We start from the raw sequence: 6,408 nt of genomic DNA, 5'->3' as shown, positions 1-6,408 counted from the left end.
AGGTCAACCCAGAGACCGGGGATCGGCGTACGGTCGTTCCGGCCCGCGTCGTGAGCCGCATCCGGATCCCTCCCGAGCAGGTGTTCGAGCTCGCGAAAGCCCTCACGCAACAGCTCGAGTTCTGGGAGCAGGAGACGGGACGCCGCCCGCCGCCGGATGCGCCTCTCATCGACTAGGGCGTCACGCGGTGCACCCCGTTCGGTGTGTCAGTCTCTATGACGCCCAGGCCGGGATGTCAACCCTGTTGGGGTCGCTCCGCGGGCCCCGTAACCTTGCGGAGCGCTCACGCGCAGGTTGCGGCATCCGCTCGGCGAGGGGTGGATGCCGCAACTGGTGTATCACCCGCGCACGCGCCCTCTCCTTTCTGCGCGAGAGGAGCGCGCGATGACCACGATCGAGATCACCGACGCCGGGGCGGTCCGTCGCGGTCCGGTGTTCTGGGTGTGCCGACACTTGCCCGGTGAGATCGCCGGGACGGCGGCGCTCGTGCTCGCCGGCCTCGGCGTCACCGTCTGGACCGACGCGCCCGTCACCATCGCCCTCGCCGGGCTTGCCGGCGCGGTCATCGGGTTCTACGGGGTGCTCGCGATCACGATCTACTCCGAGCACTCGATCGCCGCGCACGGTCGAGACCGGCGCGGCGCGCTCGCGCTGCTCATGGCGGAGTTCGGGCCGGTCGAGTTCGTCGACACGCTCATCGTCCGTCCGGCCGCGCTCATGCTGGGCGTGTGGATGGCGCCCGAGCCCATCTGGGGCCTGCTCGCCGGCAAGATCGCGGCCGATCTCGTGTTCTACGCGGCCGTCGCGAAGTCGCACAGCACGCGCGGTTCGCACGCCGCGCGCGGGCGTCAGACCGTGCCGTAGAGGCGGTCTCCCGCGTCGCCGAGCCCGGGCACGATGTAGCCCTTGTCGTTGAGGCGCTCGTCGAGTGCGCCCAGCACGAGCGTCACGTCGCGCTCGCCGACCTGGCGCTCGATCGCAGCGACGCCCTCGGGAGCACCGAGGAGGCAGATCGCCGTGACGTCCTGCGCGCCGCGGCGGAACAGGAAGTCGATCGCCATGCCGAGCGAGCCGCCCGTGGCGAGCATCGGGTCGAGCACGAAGCACTGGCGGTCGCTCAGGTCGAGCGGCAGGCGCTCGGCGTACGTCGTGGGCTCGAGCGTCTCTTCGTTGCGCACCATGCCGAGGAATCCGACCTCGGCCGTCGGCAGCAGCTTGACCATCCCGTCGAGCATGCCGAGCCCCGCGCGCAGGATCGGGACGACGATCGGCCGGGGCTCGTCGATCTTCACGCCGTTCGTCTTCGAGACGGGCGTCTGGATCTCGATCGGGGCGACGCGCACGTTGCGCGTGGCCTCGTAGGCGAGGAGCGTCACGAGCTCCTCGGTGAGCTGGCGGAAGACCGGCGAGGGCGTGCGCTCGTCGCGCAGCACCGTGAGCTTGTGCGTGATGAGCGGGTGGTCGGCGACGTGCAGGCGCATGCACTCAGGTTATCGGGCCGCGGCGCATCCCCGAGGGGCCGCGGGCGCGGCGGATGCGGCATCCGCGTACGCTCTGGGATGTGAACTCGCCCACCGACCTCGCCGCGATGCGGCGCGCGCTCGTGCTCGCGGCCGAGGCGGGCGCCCGCGGCGACGTCCCGGTCGGCGCGGTGGTGACGGATGCCTCGGGCTCGATCATCGGCGAAGGACGCAACCTCCGCGAGGTGACGAACGACCCCACGGCGCACGCCGAGGTCGTCGCGCTGCGCGAGGCGGCGGCATCCGTCGGCTCATGGAATCTCGAGGGTTGCACGCTCGTCGTCACGCTCGAGCCGTGCGTCATGTGCGCGGGTGCCCTGCTGCAGGCGCGCGTGTCACGACTCGTGTTCGGCGCGTGGGACGAGAAGGCTGGCGCAGCCGGCTCGATGTACGACGTCGTGCGCGATCGACGGCTGCCGTATCGCGCCGAGGTCGTCGCGGGAGTCGAAGCGGATGCCGCCACCGCGCTGCTGCGCGACTTCTTCGAGTCGAAGCGCTGACTCATTCGGCGGGAGCCGACCGAAGGCCGGCGGGGGAATGTCTCGCCGGGAGGGCACCCCGCGCAGCGGGACGCAAGCCAACCTATGTCACCAGGGTGAACGACTACGGCAACTGCGGCAGAACCTCGGCGCCCAGGTACTCGACGTGGTCGACGTCCTGCAGGTCGAGGAGCTGGAGGTAGACGCGCTCGATTCCGAACGAGCGGTACCGATCCATTCGCTCGGCGATCTCGTGGGGGCCGCCGACGATGTTCGTTCCGTCGCGCACCTCTTCGAGCGTGCGGCCGATGCGCTCCGCGCGACGGACGATCTCGGCATCCGATGCGCCCGCGATCGTCGACATCGCGATCGAGATCTTGAGCGACCCGGGGTCGCGGCCGATGCGCTCGCACGCCGCGCGCACATGGTCGAGTCGCTCCTGGATCGCGTCCTCCTTCGGGAAGCCGAGGTTGTACTCGGTCGCGAAGCGGGCGACGAGGTCGGGCGTGCGACGGGTTCCACCACCGCCGACGATGAGCGGGATCGGCTGCTGCACGGGCTTCGGCAGCGCCGGTGCGTCCACGAGCGTGTAGTGGCGGCCCGAGAACGAGTACGTCTCACCGAGCGGCGTCGACCACAGGCCGGTCACGATCTGGAGCTGCTCCTCGAACGGGCCGAACCGCTTCGCGGGGAACGGGATCCCATACGCCTCGTGCTCGCGCTCGTACCACCCGGCGCCGAGACCCAGCTCGACGCGTCCGCCCGACATCTCGTCGACCTGTGCCACCTGGATCGCGAGGATGCCCGGGTGACGGAAGGTGATGGGCGAGACCAGCGTGCCGAGGCGGATGCTCGTCGTCTCACGCGCGAGCGCGGCGAGGGTCGTCCACGCGTCCGTCGGACCAGGCAGCCCGTCGCGCGAACCCATCGAGAGATAGTGGTCCGAGCGGAAGAAGCCCGTGAAGCCGTGGCGCTCGGCCACCTGGGCGAACGCGAGCTGATCGCCGTAGGTCGCGCCGAGCTGGGGTTCGGTGAAGACGCAGTACTCCATGGAGCCAGTCTTCCAGCGCGCGGACACCGGATCCCACACGCATCCGGTGGGTGGAATCAGTCGGTCGACCTCAGCACGATCTGATCCGTCGCCGGGCGCGGGTGGTCGCCGCGGAACACGTCCGGCTCGAGATAGATGACCCTGGCCGCCGCGACCGCCGCCCGCACGCGCTTCTCGATCGCGTCGATGTCGTGCGCGACGTCGGCGAGGGTGCGGTCGGTGGCGAAGCCGAGCTTCGCGGCCACGAGCAGCTCGTCCGGACCGAGGTAGAGGGTCTTGATGTGGATGAGACGCTCGATCTCGCCGCCCTCGGTGATCGCCTCGACGATGAGCCGGTGATCGGCGTCCGTCGCACCCTCGCCGACGAGCAGGCTCTTGGTCTCGATGCCGAGCACGATCGCGATGATGATGAGCAGCGTGCCGATCATGAGCGTGCCGATCGCATCGAACACCGGGTTGCCCGTGATGACCGTGAGCCCCACACCGAATAGGGCGAACGCGAGGCCCGTGAGGGCGCCGATGTCTTCGAGGAGCACCACCGGCAGCTCGGGGGCCTTCGCGTGGCGCACGAACTGCACCCAGGACTGCCCCTTCTTGCGCACGTGGTTGCTCTCGACGACCGCCGTGCGCAGGGAGAACGACTCGAGCACGATCGCGATGACGAGCACCGCGATCGGCAGCCACCACCACTGCGGGTCCAGGGCGTGAGGATGCGTGAGCTTCTCGACGCCCTCGTAGATCGCGAAGAGGCCGCCGACGGAGAACAGGATGATCGAGACGACGAACGCGTACACGTAGCGCTCGCGGCCGTAGCCGAACGGATGCTCGCGGTCGGCGCGCTTCTTCGCTTGGCGCCCGCCGAGCATGAGCAGCAGCTGGTTGCCCGAGTCGGCGACGGAGTGAATGGCCTCGGCGAGCATCGAGGCGGATCCCGAGAGGAACCAGGCGATGAACTTCGCGACCGCGATGCCCATGTTCGCCAGGAACGCCGCGATGATGGCCTTGCCGCCGCCCGATGCACTCATGATTCCGAGTCTACGGATCGGCCGCCCGCCGTCAGTCCGAGGAGCGGATGACGATCTGCTCGGTCGGGGGAGAGGGGTCGGCCGGGTGGCCGACGTACCCGATGACCTCGAGCAGCGCCTGCCGGAACTCGATGGGCCGCTCGAGGTGCGGCGAGTGCCCGACGCCCTCGAGGTTCAGCTCGCGCACCTCGCCGCCGCGCTCGGCGTAGCGGCCGAGCACGTCGCGCATCTGCGACACCATCTCCTGCGCGGGTGCCGCCTCCGGCCCCGGCCAGCCCGGGACGATGCCCAGCGCGCCGAGGTGGTTGATGTCGTAGAACGAGGCGTCGGAGACGATCGCGTCGGCCGTGCCGTGGATCCAGACCACAGGGGGTTTGCGGGGCAGGTCGACGATGCCGGAGACGTTGAAGTACTTCGGCGCCATCGTGTTGAGCACGCCCACGGTGCCGGCGGCGAAGCCGGGCCAGTTCTCGGACGCAACCGAGTCGCCGGGGTAGTTCCCGGTCGCGGTCGACGTCGACAGGATCGACTCGACCCACACGTCCTCGTGCTCGGTCGTGTAGTTCGCCGCCACATAGTGCGCCCGGAACACGTTGCGCGGCGAGGTCGGGGCCTCGTCGCTCGTGTCGTGGGCCTCGAGCCGCGCGACGAAGTCGGGGTTGCCGGCGCCGCCGCCGCATCCGGCGTCGTCGTCGGTCAAGCGAGTGCCGTCGCGCCGCGTCCCGCCGAAGCCGTACGGAGAGACCGGAGACTCGAGGGTGAGGCTCAGCACGGGGTGGTCGAGCGCGTACTGCATGACGACGCCGGCGCCCATCGACCAGCCGACGAGGTGGGCCGTCGGGATCCCGAGGGCGTCCAGCGTCGCCTTTACGTCGTCGCTGAAGTCGCGCACACCGCGGGTGGCGTCGATCGGCGCGTGCTCGGTGAAGCCGTAGCCGCGCAGGTCGATCGCGATCACCCGGAGGTCGGACGGCAGGTCGAGCATCGTCTCCTGCCAGAACAGCGACGACGAGCCGTTGCCGTGGATCAGCACGACCGTGCGCTCGGGCGGAGTCTCGGGATCGTCGCCCGCGCGCTCGAGGATTCCGACGGTGAGCCGGGGCGTCTCGACCAGTCTTTGGGTGATGCCGTCGAACAGGGTCATGGCCGGTCCTTCGCTGAAACGGGGAGGCGTCGTCGCCCCCATATCCCGACTATAGACCGCGTTCGAGACGGATGTGAATCACCTTTCAGGTTCGGGCTCGCCGGTGTAGAAGCGGTAGGTCGCGTCGGCGGCGGTGCGGGCCGCTTCCGGCTCTCCGCCGCCTCGGATGTGCGCCTCGCCCCACGCGGTCGCCGCCGCGCGGTAGAACGCCTTGCCCTCGTCGGTGAAGGCCCACGCCTCGGCTGTCTCGGGTGTGACGTCGGTGCTTCCGGCGAGGTGCAGCGCGAGTCCGAGGAGGCCGCCGTCCCAGCCGACACCGGTCGCGCCCGGCCCGTACGCCTCCCAGAATCCAGGCGGCACGTCGGCGATGCGCGCGGTGTGGATCAGCTCGACGCGCGTCGAGCCGTCGCCGTCACTCCGCAACGCGACCTCGAGCCGCGAGACCCCGCCGCCGTATTCCCACGTGACGCGGTAGCCGGCGGCTCCGTCGGCAGGGGGTCGGCACTCGAGCACCTCGCCGCCCGCGTTGCCCTCGAGCTGGTAGCGGCCACCGAGCCGCAGATCGCCCGACACGGGCAGGAACCAGCGCGGGATGCGCTCGGCCGACGTCACGGCGTCCCACACGTCGTCGATCGGGGAAGGGTAGGTCTGCGCGAGCGACTGCACGCACGTCGGCGCACCGTCGAGCTCGTCGTCGCGCACGGCGCGGTCCACCGCGGCGACCTGTGCGTTCACGTCCACCATGTCAGTTCTCCTCGTCTTCCTCGGGGGTCGGATCATCGGACGCCTCGTCGGCCGGCTCCTCGCGCGACGCCTGCCCCTCGACCATCCGGCGCTGCCGCCGGCCGCGCGCGAGCTCGGTGCCGAGCGCGTCGAGCTTGGGCTGCCAGAACCGTCGGAACGGGTCGAACCACGAGGCCGCCGCTTCGAGCGGGGCGGGGTCGATCGCATAGAGCCGGCGGGTGCCGTCGGGGCGCACGACGGCGAACCCCGCCTCGCGCAGCACGCGGAGGTGCTGCGACACCGCCGGATGCGAGATCCCGAATTCGCGCGTCACGACCTCGGCGAGCTCGCCCGAGGGCCGTTCGCCGTCGGCGAGGAGCTCGAGAAGACGCCGGCGGACCGGATCGCCGAGGACGTCGAGGGCGTGCATGCGCCCATATTTGCATCCGTGCTTAATTAAGTCAAC

Annotated in this window: 8 protein-coding genes; 2 read left to right on the top strand and 6 right to left on the bottom strand. The window is 70.3% G+C overall.

Features of this window, described 5'->3' with window-relative positions; genetic code table 11:
• Nucleotides 1-384 precede the first annotated feature (384 nt).
• Nucleotides 385-864 carry a hypothetical protein gene (locus VFF97_RS09920; protein WP_325033335.1) on the top strand — a complete coding sequence of 160 codons (480 nt, stop codon included), beginning with the start codon at nucleotides 385-387 and terminating at the stop codon, nucleotides 862-864.
• Here the strand turns inward: VFF97_RS09920 and upp are convergent.
• The gene (gene upp / locus VFF97_RS09915) at nucleotides 849-1,481 is read right to left on the bottom strand and encodes a uracil phosphoribosyltransferase (protein ID WP_325033334.1); all 633 of its coding nucleotides are present in this window, start codon (nucleotides 1,479-1,481) and stop codon (nucleotides 849-851) included. The genes VFF97_RS09920 and upp overlap by 16 nt on opposite strands.
• A 107-nt stretch (nucleotides 1,482-1,588) precedes the next feature.
• Here upp and VFF97_RS09910 point away from each other — a divergent pair, with 107 nt between their 5' ends.
• Nucleotides 1,589-2,020, top strand: coding sequence for a nucleoside deaminase (locus VFF97_RS09910; protein ID WP_325033337.1), 432 nt, complete (start codon nucleotides 1,589-1,591; stop codon nucleotides 2,018-2,020).
• Between the two features lie 103 nt (nucleotides 2,021-2,123).
• Here the strand turns inward: VFF97_RS09910 and VFF97_RS09905 are convergent, their stop codons facing one another.
• From VFF97_RS09905 to VFF97_RS09885, 5 genes are all read right to left on the bottom strand, one after another.
• Complete coding sequence (locus VFF97_RS09905) at nucleotides 2,124-3,050, bottom strand: LLM class F420-dependent oxidoreductase (RefSeq protein WP_325033333.1); 927 nt, start codon at nucleotides 3,048-3,050, stop codon at nucleotides 2,124-2,126.
• Nucleotides 3,051-3,106: 56 nt separating this feature from the next.
• Nucleotides 3,107-4,075 carry a cation diffusion facilitator family transporter gene (locus tag VFF97_RS09900; protein ID WP_325033332.1) on the bottom strand — a complete coding sequence of 323 codons (969 nt, stop codon included), beginning with the start codon at nucleotides 4,073-4,075 and terminating at the stop codon, nucleotides 3,107-3,109.
• 31 nt (nucleotides 4,076-4,106) lie between these two features.
• Nucleotides 4,107-5,219, bottom strand: a complete 1,113-nt coding sequence (locus VFF97_RS09895; protein ID WP_325033331.1) for an alpha/beta hydrolase — start codon at nucleotides 5,217-5,219, stop codon at nucleotides 4,107-4,109.
• Between the two features lie 78 nt (nucleotides 5,220-5,297).
• Nucleotides 5,298-5,963 carry an SRPBCC domain-containing protein gene (locus VFF97_RS09890; protein WP_325033330.1) on the bottom strand — a complete coding sequence of 222 codons (666 nt, stop codon included), beginning with the start codon at nucleotides 5,961-5,963 and terminating at the stop codon, nucleotides 5,298-5,300.
• 1 nt (nucleotide 5,964) lies between these two features.
• Complete coding sequence (locus VFF97_RS09885) at nucleotides 5,965-6,372, bottom strand: metalloregulator ArsR/SmtB family transcription factor (protein WP_325033329.1); 408 nt, start codon at nucleotides 6,370-6,372, stop codon at nucleotides 5,965-5,967.
• Nucleotides 6,373-6,408: the final 36 nt, after the last annotated feature.

Source organism: Microbacterium sp., assembly GCF_035687345.1.
In the GTDB taxonomy this organism is placed as follows: domain Bacteria; phylum Actinomycetota; class Actinomycetes; order Actinomycetales; family Microbacteriaceae; genus Microbacterium.
Note: the sequence above shows the minus strand (reverse complement) of the source record. Positions and strands in the feature narration are given on the sequence as shown.

Excerpts from the sequence above, each read along its gene's own strand:
- VFF97_RS09900 (WP_325033332.1), bottom strand. The coding sequence starts at position 4,075 with ATGAGTGCATCGGGCGGCGGCAAGGCCATCATCGCGGCGTTCCTGGCG.
- VFF97_RS09920 (WP_325033335.1), top strand. The coding sequence starts at position 385 with ATGACCACGATCGAGATCACCGACGCCGGGGCGGTCCGTCGCGGTCCG.
- VFF97_RS09890 (WP_325033330.1), bottom strand. The coding sequence starts at position 5,963 with ATGGTGGACGTGAACGCACAGGTCGCCGCGGTGGACCGCGCCGTGCGC.
- VFF97_RS09895 (WP_325033331.1), bottom strand. The coding sequence starts at position 5,219 with ATGACCCTGTTCGACGGCATCACCCAAAGACTGGTCGAGACGCCCCGG.
- VFF97_RS09910 (WP_325033337.1), top strand. The coding sequence starts at position 1,589 with ATGCGGCGCGCGCTCGTGCTCGCGGCCGAGGCGGGCGCCCGCGGCGAC.
- VFF97_RS09885 (WP_325033329.1), bottom strand. The coding sequence starts at position 6,372 with ATGCACGCCCTCGACGTCCTCGGCGATCCGGTCCGCCGGCGTCTTCTC.
- upp (WP_325033334.1), bottom strand. The coding sequence starts at position 1,481 with ATGCGCCTGCACGTCGCCGACCACCCGCTCATCACGCACAAGCTCACG.
- VFF97_RS09905 (WP_325033333.1), bottom strand. The coding sequence starts at position 3,050 with ATGGAGTACTGCGTCTTCACCGAACCCCAGCTCGGCGCGACCTACGGC.